This window comes from Mucilaginibacter sp. NFR10, assembly GCF_900100445.1.
Classification (GTDB): Bacteria; Bacteroidota; Bacteroidia; order Sphingobacteriales; family Sphingobacteriaceae; genus Mucilaginibacter; species Mucilaginibacter rubeus.
In genome coordinates this window covers 675,053-700,534 of record NZ_FMTV01000002.1, presented here as the reverse complement: position 1 = coordinate 700,534, position 25,482 = coordinate 675,053, and the positions used below count along the sequence as shown (strand labels likewise).

At 42.9% G+C, this 25,482-nt stretch carries 19 protein-coding genes; 1 reads left to right on the top strand and 18 read right to left on the bottom strand.

Translation table 11 applies throughout. The features are described 5' to 3' along the window. Positions 1-98: 98 nt before the first annotated feature. From BLP33_RS10770 to BLP33_RS10720, 11 genes are all read right to left on the bottom strand, one after another. Complete coding sequence (locus BLP33_RS10770) at positions 99-869, bottom strand: CPBP family intramembrane glutamic endopeptidase (RefSeq protein ID WP_090527454.1); 771 nt, start codon at positions 867-869, stop codon at positions 99-101. A gap of 4 nt (positions 870-873) precedes the next feature. Further along, positions 874-1,692 carry a CPBP family intramembrane glutamic endopeptidase gene (locus tag BLP33_RS10765; protein WP_090527451.1) on the bottom strand — a complete coding sequence of 273 codons (819 nt, stop codon included), beginning with the start codon at positions 1,690-1,692 and terminating at the stop codon, positions 874-876. A 345-nt stretch (positions 1,693-2,037) separates the two neighbouring features. Next, a complete protein-coding gene (locus BLP33_RS10760; RefSeq protein WP_175489990.1) occupies positions 2,038-2,850 on the bottom strand; it encodes a PKD domain-containing protein in 813 nt (270 codons plus the stop codon). 27 nt (positions 2,851-2,877) lie between these two features. Next, entirely contained in the window at positions 2,878-4,311 is a 1,434-nt protein-coding gene (locus tag BLP33_RS10755; RefSeq protein ID WP_175489989.1) for a PA14 domain-containing protein, read from the bottom strand. Between the two features lie 33 nt (positions 4,312-4,344). Further along, positions 4,345-6,045 (bottom strand): alkaline phosphatase family protein, encoded by a 1,701-nt coding sequence (locus BLP33_RS10750; protein WP_090527442.1) that lies wholly within the window; start codon positions 6,043-6,045, stop codon positions 4,345-4,347. A gap of 30 nt (positions 6,046-6,075) precedes the next feature. Beyond that, complete coding sequence (locus BLP33_RS10745; protein WP_090527440.1) at positions 6,076-7,686, bottom strand: DUF5008 domain-containing protein; 1,611 nt, start codon at positions 7,684-7,686, stop codon at positions 6,076-6,078. Positions 7,687-7,727: 41 nt separating this feature from the next. Beyond that, positions 7,728-8,450 carry a fasciclin domain-containing protein gene (locus BLP33_RS10740; RefSeq protein WP_175489988.1) on the bottom strand — a complete coding sequence of 241 codons (723 nt, stop codon included), beginning with the start codon at positions 8,448-8,450 and terminating at the stop codon, positions 7,728-7,730. Between the two features lie 29 nt (positions 8,451-8,479). Beyond that, positions 8,480-10,003 carry a RagB/SusD family nutrient uptake outer membrane protein gene (locus BLP33_RS10735; RefSeq protein ID WP_090527432.1) on the bottom strand — a complete coding sequence of 508 codons (1,524 nt, stop codon included), beginning with the start codon at positions 10,001-10,003 and terminating at the stop codon, positions 8,480-8,482. Between the two features lie 11 nt (positions 10,004-10,014). Continuing rightward, positions 10,015-13,161 carry a SusC/RagA family TonB-linked outer membrane protein gene (locus BLP33_RS10730; protein WP_090527429.1) on the bottom strand — a complete coding sequence of 1,049 codons (3,147 nt, stop codon included), beginning with the start codon at positions 13,159-13,161 and terminating at the stop codon, positions 10,015-10,017. A gap of 20 nt (positions 13,162-13,181) precedes the next feature. Further along, positions 13,182-14,270, bottom strand: coding sequence for a DUF5007 domain-containing protein (locus BLP33_RS10725; RefSeq protein WP_254780098.1), 1,089 nt, complete (start codon positions 14,268-14,270; stop codon positions 13,182-13,184). Between the two features lie 45 nt (positions 14,271-14,315). Then, entirely contained in the window at positions 14,316-15,251 is a 936-nt protein-coding gene (locus BLP33_RS10720; protein WP_354437217.1) for a fasciclin domain-containing protein, read from the bottom strand. An 81-nt stretch (positions 15,252-15,332) separates the two neighbouring features. Here BLP33_RS10720 and BLP33_RS27845 point away from each other — a divergent pair, with 81 nt between their 5' ends. Then, entirely contained in the window at positions 15,333-15,395 is a 63-nt protein-coding gene (locus BLP33_RS27845; RefSeq protein WP_354437216.1) for a hypothetical protein, read from the top strand. A 41-nt stretch (positions 15,396-15,436) separates the two neighbouring features. On the opposite strand, the gene BLP33_RS10715 is transcribed toward BLP33_RS27845, so the two are convergent. From BLP33_RS10715 to BLP33_RS10685, 7 genes are all read right to left on the bottom strand, one after another. After that, positions 15,437-16,945, bottom strand: coding sequence for a RagB/SusD family nutrient uptake outer membrane protein (locus BLP33_RS10715; RefSeq protein ID WP_090527689.1), 1,509 nt, complete (start codon positions 16,943-16,945; stop codon positions 15,437-15,439). 34 nt (positions 16,946-16,979) lie between these two features. Then, the gene (locus BLP33_RS10710; protein ID WP_090527422.1) at positions 16,980-19,988 is read right to left on the bottom strand and encodes a SusC/RagA family TonB-linked outer membrane protein; all 3,009 of its coding nucleotides are present in this window, start codon (positions 19,986-19,988) and stop codon (positions 16,980-16,982) included. A gap of 1,041 nt (positions 19,989-21,029) precedes the next feature. Continuing rightward, the gene (locus BLP33_RS10705) at positions 21,030-21,278 is read right to left on the bottom strand and encodes a DUF6755 family protein (RefSeq protein ID WP_090527418.1); all 249 of its coding nucleotides are present in this window, start codon (positions 21,276-21,278) and stop codon (positions 21,030-21,032) included. A 34-nt stretch (positions 21,279-21,312) separates the two neighbouring features. Then, positions 21,313-21,849, bottom strand: coding sequence for a Rieske (2Fe-2S) protein (locus BLP33_RS10700; protein ID WP_090527415.1), 537 nt, complete (start codon positions 21,847-21,849; stop codon positions 21,313-21,315). 8 nt (positions 21,850-21,857) lie between these two features. Continuing rightward, positions 21,858-22,427 (bottom strand): 4Fe-4S dicluster domain-containing protein, encoded by a 570-nt coding sequence (locus tag BLP33_RS10695; RefSeq protein WP_090527412.1) that lies wholly within the window; start codon positions 22,425-22,427, stop codon positions 21,858-21,860. 26 nt (positions 22,428-22,453) lie between these two features. Further along, positions 22,454-24,670 (bottom strand): molybdopterin oxidoreductase family protein, encoded by a 2,217-nt coding sequence (locus tag BLP33_RS10690; protein ID WP_090527409.1) that lies wholly within the window; start codon positions 24,668-24,670, stop codon positions 22,454-22,456. 36 nt (positions 24,671-24,706) lie between these two features. Further along, entirely contained in the window at positions 24,707-25,411 is a 705-nt protein-coding gene (locus tag BLP33_RS10685) for a hypothetical protein (RefSeq protein WP_254780097.1), read from the bottom strand. Between the last annotated feature and the right edge of the window lie 71 nt (positions 25,412-25,482).

The following is a 25,482-nucleotide window of genomic DNA, read 5'->3' as shown; positions in this document are numbered from 1 at the left end:
GTTGGCTTATCTTTGTCAATTACACAACATAAATCGACAAAGAGGTATTTTAAGGGCAACGAGCAGGGTTGCGGGGCAACAAAAGATCAATTATGTTATCATGATTGAACCGATCGTTTGTAATAATAAGCGATGGCCAAACCGGCAAATAACGCGGCACCGACAAAAACGGACAAGCCTATAACTTCAGATAACGCTTCCCTGCCCGCCGTGATCCTTTGGGTAAAGATGCCAGCATCACCTTTGCCTCCCCAGCACCACTGTCCCATATTCCACGCTGTATGCAGGCCAAGCGGGAGTCCAATTCCTTTACTTTTAAGAGCCGCATAGCCAAATAGCAAGGCCCCGGTTCCTGAGCCAATCAACGCCATCCACCAGTTCATTCCTCCCCAGATGTGCTCAAAAACAAACAAGGCGGCAATAAACAATTGCGCTGAGCCTGCTCCAAAGCGGTCGGCAAGACTACGTAAAGCATAAGACCTGAACACAAGTTCTTCGCGGCAGGAGATCAACGTAAAAAGCAGCATATGCAGACCGATAACATGCGGATCAAAGGCGTTAAATTGAAGCTTCACGTAACCCATAATCATCAGTATGCCCGGTTGCAGGCATGACATCAGCAGCCCGGCGAGAAATCCGGTAATTATACGGCCCGGGCTTCCTTTGTCAGGAATAGTACCTGCTTCAGTTAGCGGTATGGCCCGCAGCCTGCAAAATATGATCACCAATAAAAGGGTAAAAAGCGCGGCGGTTGCCATTGCGATATGCGAGGCATATTTCTCTCCCAAATCTTTAGCCCAAAGATCGGATAAGATAAATACGAATACTGTCAAAACGTAGAACAGTAAAGTTTGCAAGATAACCTTCATGGTGTTAAATGGATTGAGGAGATGAAGTTAAGGGTACCGTGCTTATCCTCATTCTTTGTTTAAGTAACCACAAAACTGCCATTGTACATAAGACAACACCCAAATATGGGCCGATTATGTATAGCGAACTATAATATTTAGGATCACCATCCACCGTGATAATCGTCCTCCCTGCAGCGCCTGCTGTTCGGGGGATCAACGCCTGAGCATAGTTCCATCCTACGTGCAAACCTATTGGCAAAGCTAAGTTGCGGGTATATAGATAAGCCATCCCGAACAAAACCGATCCCAACCCTGTCGTCAACATAGCCATCAAAATAGTTTGCATGTCCATTGTACTGTTTACATGCATCAAACCAAAAGGTATCGCAATGATGAGCTGTGCTTTCCATGCTCCATAGTGACTGTTCAGCGTCTGGAAAGGATATCCGCGAAAAGCAAATTCCTGCACAAACACCGACCACAGGTTTGCCAGAAAGCACATCAGCAGGAATATGATGTCAGGCGACGAGTTGAAATGCCATTGGTCGCCGGTGAGGTAAACGGTTATCATCGCCGTGACGATTAACATTAAAATGCCGCCCACGGTTCCGCATAGTAACTGAAGCCAATTACTGCTACACACCGGAATAAACTTTAGCGTCTTTAGTGTTTTCCCTTCTGCCCATAGCAACAGCCAGCTTATTAGCAATGAGACGGCCATATAAAAGGACAGATCATTTAACGCAGGAACAGCGTCTGCGACGAACCTGGCGGCGGTAAGCAAAACAAAATAAAGAAATACTTTTAGCCATGCCGGGAGATTACAAATGATGGTTTTCATGTTTTTTTTTAGGCAAATAGCATGAAAAGTCACCTATAAGGAAAAAATATCGACCAAGTAGTTCTTTTTTTCGGCAAATGCTACATTCCTGGCAATGAACGACACCTGGATTTTTTTCTAAATTGATTTACCGGCTGGTGATACAATTAGTAAAAGCAACTTAGCATAAGTGCTGATAATTGTCGGATAAGTTATGCTATTACACTTTATATGACCGAATACCTAAGGAATAAGCCCGGATACTACACTCCCGGGCCTTATTCCTTAAAAACTGTTGACCGGGCGAATGAACTTACGTAACATCAGATCGAACATTCCATGGATCATTCTTACAAACAACTAATTTTACGGCTGCTTTTTATTAACCGTCCACTCAGCCATCTGGAAGTCACGACTGCCATTATTAGTCTTAATGCTTATCCTATAAAACTTATAAGCCACATTGTTATTAAAGTGATATAGGATGCGCTGAAAGCGGTTGGCAAAAACTTCGTTGTTCTTGCTGTGCAGGTTTATCCAGCGTATACCGTCCTCAGACCCCTGGAGGATCCATCCTTTCGGGTCACGGGTGGGCGAATCATTTGCAGATGTCATGGTATAGGCTCCTGCAACGGCAGGTGTTTTAAGCTCATATTTCATCACCAGGTCGCCGGAGAACCCCGATTGGAAAAACTTGGTATTCGGATCACCGTCAACCACTTTTAGTGACCCCTCGTTTGCATTTGGGCCGCCCCCATTGTCGCGTGATACAGTCAATGTACCGCCTATGGTAGCAAAGTAACTTTCACCAACCTTGGTGCGGTCAAAATTAGGGTCGGCAACGTTCAATATTATTTCCCGCGCAGCTGAATATCCCTGTGAATTTCTGGCCGTTAATGTTACGTGATATAAGCCATCAAAGGCATACCTATGCTTCGGTGCTTTTTCTGCCGACGTGCTATCGTCGCCGAATTGCCACAGGATATCTTTATAATTGATGGATGTACTGGTGAACTGATAGCTTAAAAAATCAACGCTATCTGTTCGTGCCACTGTGAAACCTGCGATGGGTCTGGGCTCATCCGGTTCGGGTTGGGGCGCAGGCTTATCTTTTTTACACCCGGCAAACAACAGGGCTACTGTTGAAAATACCGAGATAATATGCAATATTTTTTTCATGTCCTTAATTTTCATTGATCAATTGGCTTAAGGGGCGGGGAATAATTGGCTTTGTGGTACTATTCTTCTGCCGTTGATGCCGGCCGATGGAACTTCAAAAGTTAAACGGGCGCGCTGGCCACCCACGTTTTCGCGATGATCTGCTTCTATTTTATAGCGTTTACCGCGTTCCAAGAAAATTTTGGCAGTACGGCTATCCTTATCCCACTCGGTAGTGAAATCATTAATAATGGCCTTGCCGTCTATATATAATCTTGATCCGTCGTCCCATTCGTTCTGCCAGAACACGTATTCACCCCGAACGGGGGCAAGGAACTCGCCAGTCCACCTGGTGGAGAAATTATCATGACTTATACCTGGTATAGCGGCTTGCCAAACCCCGTCATTAGGCCAATCAATAGTAGGTTCTATTTGTACAAGATCGGGCTTTCTGCCATCAAAATCAAGCAATTGATTGTTTGAAAAGTATTCCGCTTTTAAGCCCGTTCCGTTTCCGGTTATGTAAGAGTTATTATCAAGATTAACCTCTGGCTGTACCAAAACGATCAACTTGCTTTTTGTTGGATGCAAGATGTGTTTTGACGGATTAACCAAACTCACCACAAAACCAAAACGTTTATTGGCAACTATATTGGCATCAAAAACAGGCCATCCTATTGATAAGCGCACCACCGCTGTACTGGCGTTGGAATTTACCCTAATCAGGGTATCAATAGAAAATTGATCGGGGTTAAGTGCTATAGTGTTATCAGGCAGCACTTTTTTACTTACCAAAGTTGTAATGGTATCCATGTTTAATTTTACATGAACATTAAACGCGCCGGCCGGTACACCCGCCATGTTTATGGTTAATGGAATGGTGATACCTGCCGGTGATGTTGTATAGTTTTTTTGATAATCAACATCCATAATACCACCGCCATTCAAAAGCGACACATAATGAATATCACTTTCTTTAATAAACTTTTTGGTATCAAGCACCACCAGGATATTTGATTGCGACCCTTTGATTTGATTGCCCTTGCCGGGATCAGTAAGTTTAAATGCAAAAGCTACGTTTTTACCATAATTAGCCTCAATGGCCGATAACCTGACGCTGGCAACGGCAGTGGCGGTATCTGACCCAAATGCTACGTTGATTACGCCGGGATAATCAATTGCACCCGCAGGTAATATTACAGTATTTTTAAGTGTACCATTTGCTATTAGTTTGGTTACCGTATCATTATTAAATGTTATACCAACCTGGAATGCTTTGGTTGCCGGTCCTGATAAGGATATTTTAAATGGAACTTTAACTATTTCGTTACCGGCAGTTGCATCACCAGTATTGGCTCCTGCGCCGGAAACGTTTCTGTCGGTGTTTTGAATTGGCTTCAGCTCATCAAGATCATTTTGCTTGCAGGCTCCCGCTATCAGGACAATTAACCCGATAAACAAGATATATCTGTATTTTTTCATCATCAAATAATTTAGTTTATAATGGTTAGCTTTTTACTGGTCAAGCCAAACGCGGCCGTCAAGCCCCCAGGCCTGCCTGTTAGGTATTCTGAACCAGTTTATTATTTGCGCCGGGATATCTGCCGTTTGCGGAACAAATATGGCCAGTGCCCCTGCCGGCGGCGGGCAGATCAGATCATTAAAATCTTCCCATTGATAAGGGCCTTTTAATTGAAAGTCGCGGGCCTGCGGGCCAATATCCCTGATCTTGTCGCCCTGGCCATCTGTGCCCGGCCAGTATGCTGCCAAAAAGGTATAATAAGGATGACCTTCGCTAATGGATGTTTCGCAGGCATAATTTCCAATCACGGCATCGGGTACGTCGACCTTGAAAAATCTGATGTCGGTTACATACACATCAGGTGTACCATGCCCGTTACCGTTTAAATAGCCCAACTTCAACGGGCTGTGGTTGCTTAAACTTCCCGATGCGGTTATCTCCAATTCATTATTGAAAACCCCGTCGGTGTAGGTTCTGATATATCGCTTGCCTGCGCGTATCTCACATTTAACCGAAAGGTTTTGCCATCTGCCTTTTTGAAGGTCGCCGCCACGGCATTGATGATAATCACCATCCTTAGTGCCCCGGTATTCGAAATACCAGTAGGCGTCTTCGAGGTAAATTACCCAGCCAACTCCCGGGTGACCTGCTGACCACTCCGGTCTTTTACCCAGGATACTTGGCCAAAAGAATTTATCCTCATTCTTCTTAACTTTTAGCTCGATGGTGAACTTGGTAGTATCATCGATGTTAAAGATATCAGCTGTATCTATCTCGGCTCTCACCCCCGTATCTTTCAAACGTACTGTGCGCCCCAAATACCTGTTGCCGGTAAATGGTTTACCTATTACTCTTTGTTTATATTTTGGATTGTAATAGATAGTAAATGTATTGGCGGCGGTGTTACTGAAAACTGTATTATCGTTCTCGTTAGCCGGGATATTAAATTTACCACCACCGCTCGACGCAATCACTACCAGCCAATCTTCATTGGCATAATTTTTCCTTTTTTTCAGGGCATTAACAATCTCACCTACATAACCGTCAAATTTTTCGATAGAAGCTTTGTACTGCGACGATGAATTGTCGAATCCGTATTTGGCACCTGCTTCTTTAATATCATTAAAATGGCCAACTATCAATTGTGCCGTGTCGGTATTCAGGTCATTAACTACAGCCGTTTTAATTTGCTCATCAGTACTATACAACTCGCTTACTGCAGCACCCTGTGTTAACTTATTTTTAAAAATAGCCGAGGAAGAAAAAGAAACGATTTTGGCATTTGGTCTTTCTTCTTTTATCCTTTCAAAAAACACAGGATAAGTTGCCAGATTATTGCCGGCAAAATCATCCGACAAGATCTTGTGCTTTTCTTTTTTTACGCCGGTTAGCATATTGGCCCAGTTGCTTACATCGCGGGTCGAGTCCGGATCGCTCAATGCAACCCAACTGTAAATTGAACTGGGCAGTAATGCTTTAATATTAGGCACATTGGCGCTATTTACTGATGAGCCCCGTGCCCCGTCAACAATCAGGTACAAAACCTTACGTTCGCCGGATGTTGCTTTGGCCGTGTCAGTATAATTTTTATCGGGCAGCGTGCGCACAAAATCCTTATTACATGATATTGTTGCGACAGCCAATGCACAAATAATTGAAAAAATGATCTGTTTGTATTTTTTCCTGTTCTGCATTTCTTTATAGATTATAAGTTCAATTAAAATTTATTCGATGGTAACGCGTATGATATTGCTAACCTGGGTATTATCAAAACGGTCAAAGCCACCAATCAGCAATAATGCCCGCTTACCATCAGTCGATTTGGTTTCAATAATATCAGACAATGTACCTGAAAATGGTCCGGTAGTATTGTAATTCCCGGCCAGTTCACCTTTGGTATTTAGTACCATGAAACCATTGCGGGTAACATTATTATACTTTTTAAAGCTGCCGCTAACTACTACCAGTCCATCATTAAGCTGGCGGGCAAAACCAGGATAGCCTCCCTCAAATGTTTTAGCTACGAAAGTTTGGTCAAGACTACCATCCAGGTTAACCAGCGCCATGCTGACGGCCGGTTTGCCATCGTATGTTCTGAAGATCCCTGTTATCAGGTATTTTTTGGTTACAGGATTGTACGTTAAAGATGAGATGCTATTATCGGTACCTGTCCCGGTTTTAAATGAATCATCAATGGTGCCATTGGGGCTCAAACGAACCAGCCGTCCCGCTGTTTTTTGGTCAAACGTGGTAAAACTTCCAAACAGCACCAGTTTTTCCAGCTGATCAGCGTCGGTATGCATGTACGAGTCAACAGGGCCATTTGCCGAAGGCAGGCCTTTGTTTGTCGCTATGTTAAAACGATAGGTTTTGTCAAGTGTTCCATCCAGGTTAAAACGGGCTATTTGCCGGATTTCCGTACTGTCAAGAATCACCGTATCGCGGGTAAAATCATGATTATGTTCAGTATAAACCCGTCTTACATAATATCTGAAACTCCCTGTTGCCAGTATTTTGTTCTGATGCTTGTATATTTTAGATATATAGTCGTTAGTACCGCCGTTAAACTTCGGAAAATATTTGGTTGTATCTGTTTGGGATGGGCGCCTGTAGGTTTTTACGCCAATGGTATCAATACTGCCATCAACATTTAATGTGGTAATATTACTGATGTTTTCTGTGCGCTGATTGTAGCCGCTAAATCCTCCGGCTATCACATATTTTCCGCCGAGTTCTATTACTCTCGATAATAATCCGTTTGCTGCCTTACCTGTCCGGAACGTACGGTCAAATTCACCATCAGCCGATGTTCTTACAATGCGGTTAAGCGGGGTAATGATCCCTTTATTATCATAATTGGTAAACCAACCCAGCACCAGGTTCCGGCCATCGGCAAGAGGATACACCTGGTTTACATTGCCATTTGCTCCGGCAGTTGCCCGGAAAGAAGGATCGATATTAATTAATCCGGATACCTTAAATAAGGGGCCAAGCACTAACTGATCATCAATGGCAATTGAGGTAATACCGGTGCTTCCAAAAGGGGGCACCTTTACCTTAATAGTTGATTCTGTTACCTCGGTAACCTGACCGGGTTCGCCATTAAACATGAACTTTATTTTGCCTTTATAAGGAATAAGTCCGGTGGCTTTGAATGTTACCTCGGTACCCACCGTCCCATTTGCCGGTGCAGGTATTGCGTCACGGCTAAGGATGACGCCCAACGGCGGCTTTCCTTCCCCATAGGGGTCAGAATAAACTGTTTTATCCTTTTTGCAAGCTGCTATTATGAGCACCAGCAGGATAAACGTGATGATATAGTTAAATCTTCTCATATTCAATTTATTATCATTGAAAGAATATTGTTAATAATGTTTTACTCAGAATGGTGAAGGCCTGCAAAGTATATTTCCTCATAAAAGTCGTACCGGTTAAACCCAAAATAGGCTCCGTCATATTGCAGGGTATGTACTATCCCGTTCGTAGGTTTGATATCAGACGATGAAACCTTATTCCCGAAAACTACGTTTTGCGCATTATTGATGTCATAGATATAACTGATTACCAATGTACGCGAACCAATGTATTTGATGTTATTCGCGTCGTCATATATCACACCAATGTTCACCACATCGCCGCTGTATGAATAATAAAGCGCTCCGGGATACTGATTTTGCAGGTTAAAATCTATTTGCGGATAATCTTTAAGCCGGTTGATTCCCTTGAACATATACCGTTGCAGATATTTTTTCCATATAGCAGAGTCGATGTCCGACAGCTTTTTCACGGTATCACGACCGGCCTCGTACAAAAATTGATTTAAAGAGCCTCTGGTTTTGTAGTCACCTATCGTTCTTTTTATAACATCATCGTCTGGTGCAAAAAAGGTAAAATCACTTTTGCGAAATGTTTCTTCCATACCGGCCAGTTTTACGATCTGGGCAATGGTATCAAACGGTACTGCTTTATCCTGCAGGTATTGAAGCATATCGGCAGGGTAATCGGCCTTAGCTTTACCTCCGTCTTTATAATACTCATCGCGTTTACAGCCGGTAAGCACCAGTAAAAACCCGGCAAAAACAATAATTATATTTTTCATATTTCTTATCATTACTTTTTAGGAATAGGTTAATTACCTCCGTTAACCCAGTACATGTTTAATGACATAAATGGGTTATTGGCCAACGCGTTACTACTAATTGGCCATGTCCAGGCACCGCGGTTAAATTTGTCCAGCGTCAATACGTTATATGACCACTCGCTGTTCATAATCCTGCGGGTACGCACCAGGTCAAAGTAATGGTGCCCCTCGCCCATCAGTTCCCGGGATCTTTCCAGGAAAATAAAATCCTTAAGGTCTTGTCCGCCGCCACCGGTATAGCGCGAAGCTTCGGCCCTGTCCCTCACTTTATTCACCAGTGCAATAGCCTGGTCATCCTGACCAAGTTCGGCCAGTGCTTCTGCGCAGAGCAGTATTTCACCAGCATATCTGAATATCATAAAGGTGTTGTCAGGATTGGCGTCCTCTTCGCCGGTTGCAAATGAATTTTGAGCAAATTTGAGCATCATGAACTTTCCGTTATCGGCGTAGATGTCTGAATTAAACCAGGTTGTAGCGCGCTTGTCAGCCGTACCTGAATATAGTTTTTGCATATACTCGGCCCTGAAATAGGCGAAGCTTATACGGTGCGTATATTCTGGCCTTTTATATGGATAATGCAGAAACATATCGCCAATAGGGGCAACATTGGTGTTTTGATCGCCATAGTTTATACTGCGATAAAACTCAAACAAACTCTCGTCCGACCGGCCTTTGATAACCGTGGCCCATTCATTGATGGGTAACAGCCTGTAAGCATTGCTCTTAATCAATTCCTGCCCAAGGTCTGCAGTCTCCTGGTAGTACTTGGTTGCATTGGGTTTGTCGAAACCGGCATTCCACATGTTCATGTTCATGATAAGCGCGATAACGCTGCCCCTGCTTGCACGTACCCCTTTTAAAGCCGGGTCAGAATAAGTCCAAGGCAAACCGTCCTTATATTTTTTAAGGTCGGCGATGCTTTTGTTTAAAACAGATACCATGTTTTCGCGCGGTAAAGCTGTTGAATGGTAAGCATCGGTATAATAAGGAACGTCGCCATAAAGCCTTACCATAAAGAAGTATGCAAGCCCGCGTATAAAAGCCGCTTCGCCCTCAAACTGTTTTTTTTCGCTGTCTGATACGCCAGGCACACCTGCTTCCAGTTTCGAGATGAGGATGTTGGCACTTTGTATTACCTGGTAATAACCTGTCCAATCGGTAATGCGATAAAAGTTGTAAAAATTCCAGGGCGGGTTGCCGTTGATAAGCCCAAGCAGGTCATTCCGGCCTAACACCTCTACATATGCACGTGCCGGCCCGTTATCTGCCTGAGGTTCAGATAAAACCTCTCCCGAACGATATTCGCCCGTAGCGCCAATAAAATGCGTTTCGTTGATCTTGCCAAAAAATGTTCTTGACATATCATAAATATTGGCCACAACGTCATCTTTCGATTGGTAAAAGTTATTCCCTGTTAGTTTATCAATGGGTTGTACGTTCAGAAACTTTTTACAGGCTGGTAAACACAAGCTTGCTGCCGCTGCTAAAATGTATATAACACTTTTTTTCATGATCTTGAGTTTTATTTACTTGTATTGAGTTCAATATTTAAACCTAAATTATATGTACGCGGTACCGGGTACCCGCTTGATATATCCCGGCCCAGAGAAGTCACGTTCTCGGGGTTGGGGCCATTATATCCCGAAAATGTGACCAGGTTATTGGTTGAGAAATAAACCCTAACGTTATTGAACCCGAACCTTCGTACAAACTTTTTGTCGAACATGTAGGATAGAGTAACCGTGTTGATCTTCAGGTATGAGCCTTCTTCCTGCCACAAATTTTGATCGGAACGAAGTGGCTTTATCTGATTGAACCTCGAAAACGAATAGGGATTAGGATACTTGGATTGATCACCCGGTTTTCGCCATATATCCAGATCGTCCAATGGAACTGCTGCCAGCAGGGCATAAGGATCTTTCATGATCGACAACCTGTCTGATAACGCATTATTTAATATCGTTCTCTTGGCGGTATAGGAGGCATAAATATTTAATCCAAAATTTTTGTAGTTGATATTTGTCGATATACCACCGGTAATTAAAGGTTGTGAATTACCGGTTATCTCATAATCCCGGTCATCGAGGATGTAATCGCCGTTAACATCTTTAAACCTCGGGTCGCCGCCTTTGAAAGCGAGGCCACCGGTTTGATATTTTTTACCGGTTACAGGGTCTACCGGTACATCAGCATCCGTTGAATAAACGCCCTGGTTAATCAGCAGGTAGTTTGACAATGTATTTTTACCTACCCTGAAAACAATGTGCTGATAGTTATTATAATCAAATTTGATGTATTGTCCGTTGTATTCGGCAGGTAACCTCAATAGGTAATCGCGGTTAATGGCGCCGTTAAATGATACCGTCCAGTTAAAATCCTTGGCGGTTAAAGGCCTTACCGTTACCATCAGTTCATATCCATAATCGGCAATGGATACGTCATTACTTGATTTTTTCTGAAAACCTGTACTATTAGGTAAAAACCTATCAAACAACAAGTTATCAACCTTTTTATAATAAGTATCAAAAGTCAGGTCAACTTTACCCTGCAAAATCGTCATGTCAAACCCAAGGTTGTACTGCGTAGTTGTAGTAGGCTTTAATGCCGGGTTAGGCACAAATTCATAATTAATACCAATGGTTGGATTGTTGTTGAAATTACCATTAAGGTTATATAAGCCGTAAATACTTTGCAAACTGCCTGTTGGTACGATATTTTGTCCCCAGGTTAACCTTAAACCTCCTGAAGTGAGCCAATCCCAATTTTTAAACCAGTTTTCCTTGTAGTAATTCCACCTGAAACCGGCTGCAGGATTTTTGGAATACGGATTCTCTAAGCCATTTGAGGATGTACCATCTAAGCGGTATGATAACTCCAGTACATACTTCTTTTTATAATCGTAGTTAAAGGAGCCTGCGAATGAAGCGATGGTGGCATTTTTAAAGTTTGACAATACACCTCCACCTCTTGAGTTATATGGGTCCGACCCTACTGGCCCCTGCAATTGATCATTAGGTATACGGTTTTGCCTGATGATACCGCTTTGGCCGCCTTGTTTATATATTTCATTAAACGTATTAATGAATATGGTGTGGTCGGCGCTGAATGTTTTGGCATAAGTAAGTGCATTACGGTTGTATAATGTGAAATTACGGCCCTCATAATCATATACCTGCGCAAACTGGGCATTTGCAGCTGCGGGCGTGAAGGTTGATTCGGCATCTGAGGTATAATCATAACTGATGCTTGAGGATAGCGCCAATCCCGGTATAAACTCATAACGACCATCAATATTAGTACGGATGTTTCTTGTACTGTTACTGTTTTGGGTTTGTAAAGCAGATGTTACGCCATCTGGTGAAAGATAAAATGAAGGAGGCGGCAGCAGTGTAGATGCCTGACCGTTCGAGGCCACTCCTTGTTGCAGTAAGCCCACACCATTACCCTTAGCCTGGCTTCCCAACGAGCCGAACAATGAACCAAAGAACCTGAATTTGTCATTTGGCTTAAACTCCATATTCATATTCAGGTTATACCTGTCGAAACCGGTGTTTTTGATCACGCCTTTTTCCGAATAAAGCCCCATGTTCACTTTGTAGTTAAAGCGGTCGTTGCCACCGTCTAAGGCTACGTTATGGCTTTGGTTATGTGTTGTGCCATAAAAAATGGACTGCCAGTTTGTTGAGTTATTCCAATATGCGTTCAAACTATCAGCCAGGAAACCGGTTTGCCCCAATTTCCTTAACTCATCAATAATTGTTGCATTGGATAATATCTGCTGAATTTTTGCCCGGCGTTCGGAATTACCACCCAGTGTTGCGCGCAGCTGTGGGACGGCGTTAACGAAGAAGTTGCCCGTATACCTTACCCGGGGTACTTTAGAATTTCCTCGCTTGGTAGTTATGATGATTACGCCATAAGCCCCCCTTGATCCGTACATGGAAGTTGCCTGCGCATCCTTCATGATCTGTATGCTTTGGATATCCTCTACCGGGATCAATGATAACGGGCTTACCCCCGGCCCCTGCGTTTGAAAACCAAACTCAGCAGCCTTATCCGCATCTAAAGGTACCCCATCAATAATATACAGGGGGGATGTAGGTTGCAGGAACGATTCACTGCCACTGCCTGATACACTCAGGGCTGATAAACCACGCACCTGAACGGAGCCCCTGAAACCTGGAGCACCAGTATTGTTCTGAACGTTTAAACCAGCTACTTTTCCTTGCAGCAGGTTTTCGACGTTTGATGCCGGCACATCCTGGATGTCCTTTTGGGTTAAGGTAACCGCAGCGCCTGGTGATGATTCTTTATTCCTGTTTTGGTAGGCCACAATAATTACTTCATTAAGGCCTTTTTTGTCTTCAGTCAGCGTTACAGTTATGTTTTTTTGCCCGGGTTCAAGTTTTACTTTTTCCGTAACAAAACCTACAAACGTAAAAGTAAGTGTGCTGTTAGCCGGTACAGAAACGGTAAACTTTCCCTTATAATCAGTTTGTATCAGGCCTTTACTGCCCATATAGATATTTACACCGGGTAAAATTTTATTGGTAGCTTTTTCAACTACCGTACCGGTAACCGTTATATTTTGTGCTTGTGCATGAACATCTGCACAGAATAAGATCGTGCAAACAGCAAGCACTATATAAAATAGTATGTGTTTTCTCATGGTGATAAGTTTTAATTCGGTTATTCGTCTTCAAACTTTGGATTGTCCTTCAAAAAATGGAACACTATCTCCCAGTCGCCTTTTTTGTATATAGCGAAATCTATCCCGAAGCTTGCCACTACCCTACTGCCACCAAAACCAATTCGCGAATATTTAAATTCGGCATGGTCCCTGGTTCCTCCTGGGGCATATACAGTTGGTATTTCCACTAAAGGAATAGGATAGGCAACATCGTATTGTACATATGTTGCAGTTTTTTGCATGTTAAAGCCATGTACTATTTTATCCCAGGTAGTTTCGTTAAACAGGGCCGGATTCATCTCTACTGAGTCTTTGTTCAGAAACTTGAACCTTAACGAATTTCCCGTACCGCCGGTAAACGGACGGATATAAACCACCACATCCTTTTTTTCGTCATTACTCTGCAGCGGAATGTCGGTTACCTGGCCTATTACCCCGTTTAAAAATGGCCTGATGTAGTTTCGGCTGGCCGGATTATAAGGCGTTTTGGGATGAGGCGCAGGCAGGCCGGAGTAAATGTTAAAGTCGTCAGAAGGTTCATAAGGGCGCTCGCGGAAAGGGCGTACCTGCAGGTCGCGAATTATAGTACTGCCACCCGTGTTGGTTATCTTTATGTCAAAATAGCGCGTATCCTGCGGAAAATTGGTACTATCAGACGGCCTGGGCTTGATCAGCTCATTATTGGAAGAAGCCCACATAATAAACTCGCCCGATGAGCGCACTTCAAATAAGGGGTGATCTTCCAGCTTGCGTTTTGCCTCTATCTCGGCCAGGCTCTTTTCAAGCCCGTTATAGGGCGCTGTCCATACATAGGTTGGTCTTTTTTGAAAAAGATCTGTAACAGGCTTACCGTCGCCAAAACGCGCGTTGATGATCTCAAACTTTAACGGCTGGGTTGAGTTATCTCCATTAAACCCGCCCATCAAAGTGGTTCGGCCTAAAATCGGTTCAAAAACTTTATTGCTGTAGTTTACATTCGAACTCAGATAATCTTTTTCATCGGGAATGCTATACATCTTCTTGCAACTACTGAGCGCGACTGCAGCAAATAGCAGAGCTACAGATCCCATTTTTATGAATGTTTGCATCTCTTTTCGTTTTTTTAATGTATTGATATTTTGATCTTCCATGCCTTATTTTACTTTATTGATGGTCCATTCGGCCAGTTGGAAAAGGCCCCCGTCACGCAGCTCGGAAATATCCACCCGGTAGAACTTATAAGCGGTGGTGTTAGGGCACCTGAAAACTTTGGTCTGGTATCGTTCTTCGAAGAAGAAGTTACTCCGGCGATCTAACTCCGTCCAGGTTTTGCCGTCATTTGAGCCTTCATAAGTCCAGGCCCTGGGGTCGCGTTCAGGTGCATCATTGGCAGATGTGAGCGTATACACCCCTGATACGGCAGGCTCATTTAGCTCAAACTGCATCCATAACCGTCCCTGAAGTTCGGCCAGGAACTTGGTGTGATCATCGCCGTCAATTACTTTTTTAGAGCCTTCGCCATTATCCGGACCGCCATTGTTATCTCTCAAAACGGTAAGCTTGCCACCTATCAGGGTCATTAGGTTTGGCGGTGGCGGAACAAAGGTTAATCGGGATACAAATTCATCAAAACCGAAAATGTGATCGGGACTTACCACATGAACAATACCATTTTTGGTGCTGATATTATTGGAGCCGGTAGTAGTGGTTGACCAGTTTCTGATAAACTTGCTGCGTTTGGTATTGCTAAACTCTATAAGATCCGGGCCGCCACCGGTAAGGCCGGAAGCTGATATTTTGGAAACCTTGCCATGCATAGGATATCCGAAACGTACGCTGAAAAGATCAAGCCCGTCCTGCAGCAGCAGGGAATCAGTTGTACGTTTACCCCTGATAATATAATATGAAACCATGGTGTCCAACTGCACGCCATCAATTTTTGCCAAAAACAGCGGATCTTTGTCGCTTTGCCTTCTTAATGTATTCAGGTTATTAATTGCCAGCTGAAAACTTGGATTAGTAACCGCAAAAAGGGTAACATTGCTGTCCATGAGCGTTTGCTGAAGTCCCATCCGGTTGACTACCGCCAATAATGAATCATATACACCGGGTTTGCTTTTTAAATACTCATAAGTATTACCCGCAAATTTTGAGTTGGTGCCTGTAGCGTCATGGTAGCCGCCATCCTTTTTGCAGGCAGTTTGCAACAGGGCTGCAATCAACACCGGCGTTAAGGCACTCATATATTTTTTTAACTTTTTCATATATGGTCAGTTTATTTCCAGAATGGGTTTTGGGTTAACAGATTGTTTTGAGCGATGAGCTTACGCGAAACAGGCCAGTATATCCCCTGCGAATTGATGAGTTTCATGAATGCCGGGTTGTTTTGCTTGATTTTATTATAGCGTACCAGGTCATACCAGCGATGTCCCTCTCCCATCAATTCGCGATGGCGCTCCTTAAATATCAAATCAATAATGTCCTGGTCGCTGTCTATCGTAAGATCTCCCATCCCCCGGCGGGTCATGATATTAAAAACTTCATTTTCGGCCCCGTTCACATCCCCTAAAACAGCCAATGCCTCGGCCCGGAGTAATACGATATCCTCTATCCTTGTAAAGATCAAAGCACTGGTGAAGTATCGGAAGTTAGGATCAGAAACGCCCCCCAGTATCACTTTTATTTTGCTAAAAATGGGGTACTTGCCATTGATATTGGTGAAGTATCTTTCGGTACGGGGCTGACCAAGCGTATCTATACTAAAGCGCTCATCCTTGGGCATGTCAAATATTTTCAGGATAGTATCCTTAGGCATGTAGATATCCGGCACTTTTTTATTCACCACGGGTTCGGCCAGGGTTAACTCTTCCAGGTGGCCTGTTACCGATCCGTCAATATGCCCCCAGTCAGAGTTAAAACCAAACATCTGGCTGGTGTTTTTATTGAAAAAGAACCCGTTTGATTTGGTCAGATCTTCTGTGCTTTGAAAATTGATGCCGCTTTTACCATAATTATCTTCAACAAACTTGGTATAGGTAGCTACATCGGTATAGTTACCTTGCCAGGCAGCCAAATGAGCCAGGACCGCATAGGCTGAGTTCTTCGTGGCTAAAGCACCTCCCCAGCGGGTAGCATCTTCATTATAATAATTGCCGGGCTGCTGCACATCGTTGTTACTGTATACAAACGGCAGATCGGCTGCGGCCTTAAGCATTTCCTGCTGCGCCCATACTAATATTTTGCTGCCACTTTCGCGGGGTTGATTTTCAAACTTGCCATCGTGGGATGAGGTAATGAATGGTACATCTCCCCAAATCCTTACCATATAGAAATAGGTAAAGGCCCTTAAAAAACGTACCTGGGCAACATCAACTATCAAATAGTTTTCTGTATAGCGCTTATCGGCAGCTTTTACATCGCCAATACGTTCAAGGAAGATATTCGCAGCATTAATTATGGCGTAAAATCTTGTCCAGTCGCTCAAGGCCTCAACAGTTGGATATGAGGCGTTGAGCTGATTACCTGCAATTGCTTTCAGGTCCTGCCGGTTCGGACTAATAAATTCGCCTGTACGTACATCGCCATAAAGCCAGTGACCATCGTTGTCAGATAAGGCTGCTCGGGTAAGTGCATACACTCCTAATAAGCCTGCACGTGCATCTTCAAGCTTATTCCACATGTTTTTTTCGCCCACAACCCTTGTTGAATCAATATCCAGTGTTTTATTGCAGCTTGTTATTGCCGCAGTAAACAGGATCAGGACGATACATAATGTCTTTTTCATTTTTACAACATGATTTTTGTGATCGTTTTTCATATCATAATTCCATTTTTACACCCAGGGTATATGTTCGTGGTATAGGCAGGCCGTAACCGGTATCATAGCCATCATAATTCACCAATTCAGGGTCCTGACCGGTATAAGGGGTTATGGTGAACACATTATTTGCCGTGGCATATACATAAAACCTGGTTAGCTTGATTTTCTTTAAGCGCATTGCTTTGGTTAGGTCATACCCAATGGAAACAGTTCTTAATTTCAGGAATGAAGCATTTTCAAGAAAAAGGTCCTGATCAACACGATATGGGATAACGGTACTCCATGGGTTATACAATGGATATTTGTTGTAGTCGCCTCGTTTTTCCCAGAAGGTGATCTCCTTAACAGAGTTTACATCGCTGTTACCTTCCCGGTTAATAAAATCAAAGCGGTTGGCCATTTCCTGGTGTATAAGGTCGCGCCCCAGGTTGAAATAGAGATTGACATTTAAATTCCAGTTGCCATATCTGAAATTATTATCATATCCACCTGAAATTTTTGGTAAAGCATGTCCCTTTAATACTTTATCGTTATTATCAATTACGTTGTCGCCATTGATATCACGCCATCTGGGATCGCCGGCATGCAGGGCGATGCCATTGTACTTAAGTGGCTGCCCATTTACAACTGGTATTTCGCTTTCCGATTTATAAATGCCATCATTTACCAGTAACCAATACCGATCAACCGGGCTGCCTACTTTTAAAAGCCTGTTATCAATAATGATCTGATTTAAGCCCCTTGGTAATGCTTTGAGCTTATTGATATTATGATTTAGATTCAAAGAAGATGTCCATCCAAATTTTGTGTTCCGGATGATATTGGCAGATACAGATACATCTATACCGGTATTGTTTACAGCCATACCGCTCTCAATCGACTGCTTATACCCATACTCCGCAAAAGCGGGAATACCTATCAGCAAATTCTTTTCCTGTTTCAGGTACCAATCAACCGAAAGGTGCAGGCGGTTATTAAGGAAACCGGCATCTGTGCCAATATTCAGTTGATTGGAGTATGACCAAGGTATTCCGTAACCGATCCAACCGGTAGAATAAGGCCTGGTAAGCACACCAAACGCATTATAGCCAGGCACGGTTAAGTTACCGGTATACCCTACCGATGCTGTATATTGAGGACCCTGTGCATAATTATCAAAAGCATTGAGGCGACCGATCCTACCCGCGCTTGCACGTAAAATAAGATCGTTTATAATAGTACTATTGCTCAGCACCTCTTTTTTGATATTCCAGGCCGCAGATAATACCGGCGAATAGAACCAACGGCTGGTAGGTTGAGCGTTTGATGATCCATCTGCGCGTACTGTTGCCGAGAGGAAGTATTTTTCTTTGAATGAATAATCGGTCTTGGCATAAAACGAAACCAGGTTATGCTTGATCTTATCCAGAAAACGGAATGTTAACTCGCGCGGAAAGGCTGTTGGGTTGAGATAATTATCGTTGTCAGATCCGTCTGGGTTTTTTGGGTTCGAATCCAGCAGATCTATCTTAATATAGTCATTTACACCTTTGTAGGCATAGGCGTTGCTATATTTATAAATGTCCCATTGGGTTGATTGACCAAGCTCAAAATGGAAATCGTTTACTTTATTTACTGTCAGATCATAGGTTGCCCTGTTATCTGCCATTATCCTTTGGCTAAAACCAAAGTAATTGGAAGCATAGCTGTTGCCCTGCAAAAGGGTACGCGCATAAAATACATCGCGGTAGCCTTCATTATAATCTAAATTGAAGGTGGTTACGAATTTAAATTTCCCGAGATCGATGCCTATTTTGGCATAGCCATCAACAATATTTGTTTTGTTGTTATCAAAGCCTTTTTTGTATTGCGCCAGGTAATCGGCATAATACTCTTTGTTTGGTGGTAGCGGGGCGCTCAGATCGGGGAAATAATTGATCTGGGCAAATCTGTCGCGTAGATATCTGTTTCGTTGCCGCTCAATCCGGTTGGCGTTTACCATAGCCGAAAAAAGAAGCCATTTGATAGGTTTCATATTAATGTTGAACATGGCGCTATATCGGTTTAGCACTGTCCCATCAGCAACACCATTATTCTTCAGATCCCCCAATGAGAAACGGAAGTTAGCACGATCTGTACCCCCGGAAATACCGAAGTTAATACCATAAACTGAAGCATTACGATAGTAAAGATCGCTCCAGTCTGATTTCCCGCTATAAACATTGTTTAATGAATCGCTTAGGTAGATGGGATAGTTCTCATCATCAGAGTATCTGCCATTGGTAGTATAAAGGTCGTAAAAACGCTGTCTGAAAGCATTTTCATACCTACCGTTTATAGTGGTTACATGCGGCCGCTGTGCCAAACCTATATACGAATCAAAAGTGATGCTTTTGGCAGCGATAGGAGTTTTAGAGGTTAATACAATAACTCCATTAACAGCGCGGGGCCCATAAACCGCCGTGGCCGACAGATCTTTTAACACTTCAACCGAGGCTATATTATTCATATCAATACCAGCAAATGGGTTGGTGGCTGTTCCCATCCTGTTATAGTTATATAGCTGTATATCATATGCAAACGGGTGTTCTGTTACAAGCGGAATACCATCCAGTACAACCAGTGGCTGCGATTGGTAAACATCCCTTGGAGAAAGAAGCGGCATGGGCGCCCCTCTCATAAACATATTTTGAACGGTACCGGGTTCGCCCGAAGGTTCCTGTATATACAGCCCTGCAAATTGCCCTTTTAACAATTGCTGCAGGGAAACAGCCGGGAATTTGGATAGATCATAAGGCTTTTTGGTAACACTATCTGCCAGCTTATTATAAAGGGTATGCTTTATAATAATATTTATGCTGTCTTTTAATAATGAATCTTTTGCCGTTGTATCCTTACGGATATAGGTTTTATAAAAAACAGAACGTTTTACTTTGCTTTTTTTACCCTCATTCCCCTTAGCTAAGCCTGTAAGTGCATTTGTGGTTATTGCTGCGAAAACCACAAAGCACAGCCATAAGTATCGCATAATGAATGGATCTTTTAGATTGTAAAATAATTTTTGATTTAACGGGCCATGTGCTTTTATGCCTGCAAACGAGTTATGCAGATGACATGCACCTTTAGATTAAGTAGAATGTAATTCTTTTTCCATAGCGCTGATTTACAAGCGAAAAGAACAGAAATCAAAAATAACCGGCAGGAATATTTTTGATAGCGGCGCATAGTTATACACCCCCGGGTTTGCCATCAAAAATGACCATACCCAAGCGTTCTTTTCACTTTTGGTGATTAGGTTAATTAATAAAATTTTTGATACCTAAAATCTCAACAAGAGATTTTTTCGAAGGATCAAGCCTGTCAGATGATGGGCTTCTGAAAGATGTGGTACAGGTAAATCATGTTTTTCATGTCAGTGATATTGGTTAATTTAATGATTACATAAATCTCAAAACAAGCAGTTCAGGTAGCTTAAACGATTAAGTAATAAAGTATTTTTCACAATTGGTTTTAACAAATATAATTAAGAAAAACGTTTTACCAAGTAATATCAAAAAAATAATAAACTTTTATTATTTCAAATAGTAACAATCGATCCCTATTGAAAAAATGACAAAAAAAGTAACAAAAATTTTAAGTTTTTTTACAAACTATCAATAATGCAGCCGGTAAAATCCTGATAAAATGTTAAAAAATCATGCTCCAACCAATTAAAATCAGCCATAAAATGTAAGAATTACATTTTTAGTTAGGTACTGCAACCCACACTTCATATTCTGGCCCGCGGCAATCGGTCTTTTCCTTTCTTTATTTCCATGTTGCTTGTTCACTTTCTGCGAGTTAAGTCCATCAGTATATAAGCTGCACACCGCTTCCCGGCGTCGCCATCATTCACCTTTGGAAATATTAAAACGCGGGGAAATTAGGCCGGACAGACGGACATCCACCGGTAAACCAATCATGTATATATTGATAAGATTGAAAAATTTATAGCCGCCGGAATAGCATACCGAAAAATTAAATAAAAACCGGGCAAAAGATAAAATTATTGTAATGGGGTTATAGCATCTTATTTTGTTACTCTTGGGCCCGAAGGCAAAAAATACAACCAGCCAAAACCGATTAAGAAAAGAATTGATGAGGCGATAAAAGATGGGAAGGCTATATCTGTATTTTTTTCCAATGCGTTATTTAGCGCGGTGTACAATAGCCATACCTGGATACTCACATTTAATATCAGGATCATGATCAATGCCAGCATGAGTGTGTTGGTTTTATTAGGATGTGCCTGATTTTGGGCTTCGCGGAAATTACTCATAACTTAATTATAATGTTTGTAAAGGTTAATGACCTTATGATCTGGATTGACGATTCGGATCTGGTTTGTCGTTATCAGGTTTAAAATCTTTGACGTATACTTCTTCCCCTTTAATCACTACAGTTAAACGGGGTAACGGCCGGGGCGGTGGGCCGGCAAGCACTTCGCCGGTAAAAGCGTCGAACAAACCATTATGACAAGGGCATTCAATTTTTCCACTGCCGGGTTTATAAAAAACCGCGCAGGATAAATGGGTGCATTTTTGTTCGTAAGCCCTAAACTCATCATTTTCCATACGAATAAGGATATAAGGAATAGTACTGCCATTGATCACAAACGAGCGGGTCCCCCCTACCGGAAGCTCGTGCTTCTTACAAACAAAGTGTTCACCCACGATTTTATCCGGTGGAAAAAAATTAGCTTTTATGGCAACATACCCGCTTCCAACGGCCAACCCACCAGATACGAGGCATAAAAATTTTGCAAAATCACGTCGGCTTACCTGGGTAGATTCAAGCTGATAGACCGGAAAATCTTCTTTCCAGTGATTATCCTTTTTATCTGTGGCCATAAATAATGTCAGTCTATAATTAATGAAGTACTTCCTTTGGGCATCATGATGTTTACTTTGGTGCTCACACTTTCTTTTCCGAAAATAAAATTGTTAACAGGTGTACTGTTTGGGCGCATCTTTGCAATTTCTTCCCTTGTACCATAATACAGTGCCTGTGTTGGGCAAACGGTGGCACACATCGGTTTTTTTCCGGCGCTGGTTCTGTCGTAACACATATTACATTTCATCATCAGGTCATAAGCCTCATCTTTTTTAGGGACGCCGAAAGGGCATGCCATTACGCAGTTTGAACAGCCTATACACCGTGCTGTATTGGCGGTGTGCACTACGCCAAACTCATCTTTCGTTATAGCATCTGCCGGACAAACGTTAGCGCAAACAGGATCGTCACAATGCATACAAACCTGTACGGTGGTTTGTACGGTAACGGCGCGATCAATATAATTAACATGGATCATAGATTCGTGGCCGTTTGTTTCACACTCTGAACAAGCCATTTCACAAGCTTTGCATCCAATACATCTTTGCATATCTACAAAGAATTCCTGTTCTGTTCTGTAATTGGTTACGGGCATATCTTATAATTTCGGGTTACAATTTATTAAATACTCGCATACGCGCCTGACGCCGTTGATGGCGGCGATATAACACCCAAAGGCTTCAGGTTACAGGCACAAACTTTAAACTCCGGGATTTTTGATACCGGATCAAGTGTTGCCGGGGTAAACTGATTTGCCGACTTTTTGCCAGGCCAATGGTAAGGCAAAAAAACAGTGTCGGTGCGGATAGTCTCTACAATATTGGCAGGAAACTCATCTGTGCCTCGACGGGTAGATACCTGCACCAGTTCATTTTGTTTAATTCCATATTTCCGGGCAAGTTCCGGGTGTATTTCTAATTTAGGTTCAGGATACAAATCAACCAGTTTACCTATCCTGCGGGTTTGCGTTCCGCTCAGGTATTGAGATACAACCCTGCCGGTTGTTAATATTATCGGGTATTCTTCATCTGTAATTTCACCGGGATCCCGGTAAGTCACCGGGTTAAAGTGGGCTTTGCCGTCGGGAGTCGCAAATTTTTTATCTTCCCATAAGCGCGGTGTACCCGGATGATCCAAAGTAGGGCAAGGCCAGAAAACGCCCATTGTGTCTTCAATTTTTTGGTAAGTAATACCATAATAATCCGCAGTGCCGCCTTTTGAAGCAACCCTTAACTCATTGAATAACTCTTCGCTGTTACGATAAGTGAATTTATCTTCGGCACCAAGTCTTTTTGCCAATTCCAATATGATGGATGTATCGCTGCGTGCATGTCCCGGCGGGTTCACGGCTTTTCGGATCCGAACTACACGGCCTTCGGCGGTAGTAACCGTTCCTTCCTCTTCTTCCTGTAACGATCCCGCCAGAATAATATCAGCATGACGGGCGGTTTCATTCATAAAAAAATCAATGCAAACATAAAACTCCAGTTTCTCCAGCGCTTCGCGCACATAATTATTATTAGGCAGAGAAACCAACGGATTAAAACAAATAGATAGCAGCCCTTTTACTTCGCCCCGGTGAATGGCCTCAATAAGTTCGTAGGCGGTGTAACCTTTGCCGGGCATATCTTTTTCATCAATCCCCCAAACCCCGGCTATATACTTTCGGTGTTCAGGATTGGTAATATCACGATTTCCCGGCAGCTGATCACATTTGTGACCATGCTCTCTCCCCCCCTGTCCGTTTCCCTGGCCTGTAATAGTACCATAGCCGCAATATGGCTTACCAATACGGCCGGTTGCCAGGACAATATTGATACAGCCAAGCACATTATCTACACCTTTTGAATGATGTTCAATACCTCTGGCGTGTAACAAAAAGCTTGTTTTTGCTTTGCCCCACCATTGTGCTGCCAGTTCAATTTTCGCTTTTTCAATACCGGTAATTTCTTCGGCCCATTCCAGCGTGTAATCCTTAACAGCTGCCAATGCCTTATCAAAATCTGTGGTATGGTTGTCAATAAAATCATGATCGAGCATATCATGATCGGCCAGGTATTTAAGTATTGCGCCGTACAAAGCGGAGTCGGTTCCGGGCCTGACCGGTAAATGCAGATCGGCGGTCCTGGCCAGTGGAATTACCCTGGGGTCAACCACGATTAATTTTGCCCCATGGTCCCGCGCACGCCAAACCCAGTGTGTTAAAGTCGGAAAGGTTTCGCTGATGTTAGCGCCCGCTACAATAATCACTTCCGCCTTCTCCAAGTCGGCATACGTATTTGAGGTACGGTCGAGTCCGAAAGCTTTTTTATTTCCGGCTCCCGCGCTAACCATACATAAACGACCATTATAATCTAAATTGGCGGTTTTTAATGCTACCCGCGCAAACTTGCCCATCAGGTAGCTTTTTTCATTGGTAAGCGAAACTCCCGACAGCACAGAAAAAGCGTTCTTTCCGTATTTTTCCTGTATCCGTTTTATTTCGGCCACGGTTTTATCCATCGCTTCATCCCACGAAACCGGAGTAAAGCCTACGCCTTCATTGCGTTGCAAGGGCTGTAAAATCCTGTCTGGATGATTGTTCTGCATATATCGTTGTACGCCTTTTGGGCATAAACGTCCCTGGTTAAAAGGAAACTCCTCCCAGGGATCAAAACCAACCACTTTATCATTTTTAACCAATAGCTTTATACCACACTGCATTCCGCAGAAACAGCAGTGTGTTTTTACCGCTTTATCCGGCTCATCACGGCCGGCAAAACCTTCGCGGGGAGGATAATTTAAATGCGGGCCAAACTGTTCTATAAGCTTTTCGGGCGAAACTGGTAAATGGGCCATAAATTTGTACTCTATGTTAAATTACTACTGCGTCAATTAACCGAAAAGGTTACCTCCATTTTGCTGCCTGGCCTTAAGATGAGCCATTGCCAACCTTGAGCGCTTCCCCTCGGGGCTCAGATCAAGGTGCGATGTACCATCCTCAAGTGTAAAGTCAAAGCCTAATTCTTTGGTTACAATTTTCAAGTCGTTTATATGCAACTGGGTAGCAAATTCCTTGTGGGTATGAGGGCATACCGCCATGCCCCTTTTTATGCCTTCCTTTTTGTAAATATGAGCGCCTATTTGGGCCGGCCGTTGTATAATATGAAAAAACTTACCAAACGGAATCCAGATAAGAAACATAATAACTGTTATAGCATGGGTTACGGCCATATAATCATATGCAATGCCTTTCATATATTCATAACCATAGCTCAAGCCCAGGCCGGTAACAGCGATAGCTAAAAGCAGTATTAACGGCAGCAAATCACCCTCAAAAGTTTGCGTGGCAACTAAACCGGCATTAGTGAGGCGACGACGCATAAATATCAATACGCCGGCAATAACTAACCACGAGCACCAGTAAAGGGCCTTAAAAATCACAAAAGCCACAAATGAACCAAGTGCAAATTCAAACATTTTGAATCCGAAGAAATGGGCTTCATACATGTGCACACTTGAGGGGTTTATACTCGTGGCGGGGTTCATGGTAAAATTTATCCAGCCAAAGGTTAACGGAAAAGTAACGCAGAAAGCCATTGTGCAACCTGTTGCCATTAAAAAATGGCCTATCCACCGGCTCCGTCCGCGGGGATAAATAAACTTTTGGA

Coding starts and splice junctions, on each gene's coding strand:
- BLP33_RS10770 (WP_090527454.1), bottom strand. CDS start 869: ATGAAGGTTATCTTGCAAACTTTACTGTTCTACGTTTTGACAGTATTC.
- BLP33_RS10765 (WP_090527451.1), bottom strand. CDS start 1,692: ATGAAAACCATCATTTGTAATCTCCCGGCATGGCTAAAAGTATTTCTT.
- BLP33_RS10760 (WP_175489990.1), bottom strand. CDS start 2,850: ATGAAAAAAATATTGCATATTATCTCGGTATTTTCAACAGTAGCCCTG.
- BLP33_RS10755 (WP_175489989.1), bottom strand. CDS start 4,311: ATGAAAAAATACAGATATATCTTGTTTATCGGGTTAATTGTCCTGATA.
- BLP33_RS10750 (WP_090527442.1), bottom strand. CDS start 6,045: ATGCAGAACAGGAAAAAATACAAACAGATCATTTTTTCAATTATTTGT.
- BLP33_RS10745 (WP_090527440.1), bottom strand. CDS start 7,686: ATGAGAAGATTTAACTATATCATCACGTTTATCCTGCTGGTGCTCATA.
- BLP33_RS10740 (WP_175489988.1), bottom strand. CDS start 8,450: ATGAAAAATATAATTATTGTTTTTGCCGGGTTTTTACTGGTGCTTACC.
- BLP33_RS10735 (WP_090527432.1), bottom strand. CDS start 10,003: ATGAAAAAAAGTGTTATATACATTTTAGCAGCGGCAGCAAGCTTGTGT.
- BLP33_RS10730 (WP_090527429.1), bottom strand. CDS start 13,161: ATGAGAAAACACATACTATTTTATATAGTGCTTGCTGTTTGCACGATC.
- BLP33_RS10725 (WP_254780098.1), bottom strand. CDS start 14,270: ATGCAAACATTCATAAAAATGGGATCTGTAGCTCTGCTATTTGCTGCA.
- BLP33_RS10715 (WP_090527689.1), bottom strand. CDS start 16,945: ATGAAAAAGACATTATGTATCGTCCTGATCCTGTTTACTGCGGCAATA.
- BLP33_RS10710 (WP_090527422.1), bottom strand. CDS start 19,988: ATGCGATACTTATGGCTGTGCTTTGTGGTTTTCGCAGCAATAACCACA.
- BLP33_RS10705 (WP_090527418.1), bottom strand. CDS start 21,278: ATGAGTAATTTCCGCGAAGCCCAAAATCAGGCACATCCTAATAAAACC.
- BLP33_RS10700 (WP_090527415.1), bottom strand. CDS start 21,849: ATGGCCACAGATAAAAAGGATAATCACTGGAAAGAAGATTTTCCGGTC.
- BLP33_RS10695 (WP_090527412.1), bottom strand. CDS start 22,427: ATGCCCGTAACCAATTACAGAACAGAACAGGAATTCTTTGTAGATATG.
- BLP33_RS10690 (WP_090527409.1), bottom strand. CDS start 24,670: ATGGCCCATTTACCAGTTTCGCCCGAAAAGCTTATAGAACAGTTTGGC.
- BLP33_RS10685 (WP_254780097.1), bottom strand. CDS start 25,411: ATGGCTTTCTGCGTTACTTTTCCGTTAACCTTTGGCTGGATAAATTTT.